Annotated in this window: 2 protein-coding genes; both read left to right on the plus strand. The window is 46.0% G+C overall.

The annotated features are described in order from the left end of the window. The first annotated feature begins 26 nt into the window (after positions 1–26). Positions 27–959, plus strand: coding sequence for a slipin family protein (locus RMO84_RS08780; RefSeq protein WP_310488098.1), 933 nt, complete (start codon positions 27–29; stop codon positions 957–959). 319 nt (positions 960–1,278) lie between these two features. Then, positions 1,279–2,131 (plus strand): tetratricopeptide repeat protein (locus RMO84_RS08785; RefSeq protein WP_310488099.1); only part of this gene is annotated, 853 nt, incomplete at its 3' end.

Here is a 2,131-nt window from a genome sequence, read left to right on the forward strand (position 1 = left end):
TACAATATTCTTACTAAATAAATGTTATGGGTGAAATTGGCATATTGATTGCAGCAGCGATCGCAGCGGCGATCGTCAAGTCGGGAATTAGGGTCGATCGAGAATACGAGCGCGGGGTGATCTTTCACTTAGGACGCTTTCAACAAATTAAAGGCCCAGGATTGTATTTTATTGCGCCGATTCTCGACCAAAAAGTCCAAGTAGATATTCGGACTAAAACTGTCGATATCGCGCCTCAAGAGGCCGTTACTGCCGATAGTGTGACGATTAAAATTAATGCCGTGCTGTACTATCGCATCATCGATCCGATGAAAGCGATCGCGCGAGTAGAAAACTATCAAGTGGCGGTATATCAAGCTTCGATGACGACTCTGCGGAATATTGTCGGTCAACATAACCTCGATGACATGCTCCAAAGTCGCGATAAAATCAATGCCAAAGTGCAAGAAATAGTTGATGAAATCACCGAACCGTGGGGTGTGGCGATCGAACGGGTAGAATTAAAAGATGTCGAAATTCCAATTTCCATGCAACGAGCCATGGCCAAAGAAGCCGAAGCCGCACGGGAAAAGCGAGCGCGACTAATCAAAGCCGAAGCCGAACAAGAAGCGTCGAAATTACTCAGTGAAGCCGCGCAACAAATGATGGAAAATCCCGCCGCTCTAGAATTGCGACGGTTGCAAATGTTGACCGAAATCGGTGCCGAAAATAATACCACCACCCTGGTAATGATTCCGTCAGACATCATCAGTTTGGCCAAAGAATGGTCTACAGCCGCCCATAATAACAACATGGTAATTGCCGCCAAACAAACGCCACCAGCCCCCCAAATCGCGCCTACAGCCACACCAGCCACTGCCCTAAACGCGAGCGATCGAGCCGAGCAGCTTAATTTACCTGCTTCAGCCCATACTCCAGCGCAAGATGGCTCATTGTCCGATCGATTAGAACAGATCTAAATTATAAAGCGGGGAGCGGGAAAAGATCGATTGTGGTGTCTCAACGAAGCCATATCCTTAACCCGAACTCCCGTTAGTTAAGATTCAAGGCATCGACAATAGGGAACACTTGTCGATGCCTTGGTTGCTACTTTTAGCGAAGACGAGCGTATAGATTTAACCTTTACTTAAGCATTTTGTCGATCGATTCTGTTTATCCGAAACGATCGTTTGCGCTATTGTAGCAGACAATAAGTTTTAGGGAATCTGCTGAGGAGTTTTTTTGAACTTTCACGGACGATCTTGAGTTCGCGTAAGATACTTACATTTTATTAAAAATATGATGAGAACCGCACCATTTATCCTGACTGTCATGCTAGCGATGCAAGGGTTATTGGCGATCGAAGCTCAAGCTAGCACGATCGATCCCAGTCAGTTTACTCCGCCATCATTCCGCATTGCCGAAACTACAAATACACCCGCAGCTTTGACTAGTAGAGGTAATGATAAATATGATACGGGCGACTATCAAGGGGCAATAGCAGACTACAATCGCGCCTTGGCGATCGATGCTAATTATGCTAACGCATACATCGAAAGGGGTAATGCCAAAAGTAGTTTGGGCGATAAACAAGGTGCGCTGGCTGATTACGATCGCGGCCTCCAAATCGATCCCAATATTCCCGAAGGTTATTACAATCGGGGGATAACTAAGTATTATTCTGGCGACAAACAAGGCGCGATCGCCGACTACGATCGCGCAATTAAAATCAAGCCTAATTATGCCAAAGCTTATGTCGAGCGCGGTAATGCGAAAGACGATTTAGAAGATCGCCAAGGTGCATTGGCCGACTACAATCGCGGCATCGAACTCAATCCCATGTATGCCAAAGCTTATTACGATCGCGGTCTGAATAAACACCGTGCCGAAAATTATAAAGAGGCACTAATTGATTACGATCGTGCCATTCAAATCAATCCTAACTACGCGGCTGCTTATACCAATCGCGGTTTGGTTAAATACGAACTCGGCGATAAATCAGCAGTCATGCCAGATTACAACCGCGCGATCGAGATCGATCCGAATTCGGCAAACGCTCACTACAATCGCGGTTTGCTCAAGTATGAGCTGGGCAATAGTACCGATGCGATCGTCGATATGGAAAAGGCAGCTAAGTTATTTGAAAAACAAG

The sequence above is a fragment of the Chamaesiphon sp. VAR_69_metabat_338 genome, from assembly GCF_031423935.1.
GTDB lineage: Bacteria > Cyanobacteriota > Cyanobacteriia > Cyanobacteriales > Chamaesiphonaceae > Chamaesiphon.

Excerpts from the sequence above, each read along its gene's own strand:
- RMO84_RS08780 (WP_310488098.1), top strand. The coding sequence starts at position 27 with ATGGGTGAAATTGGCATATTGATTGCAGCAGCGATCGCAGCGGCGATC.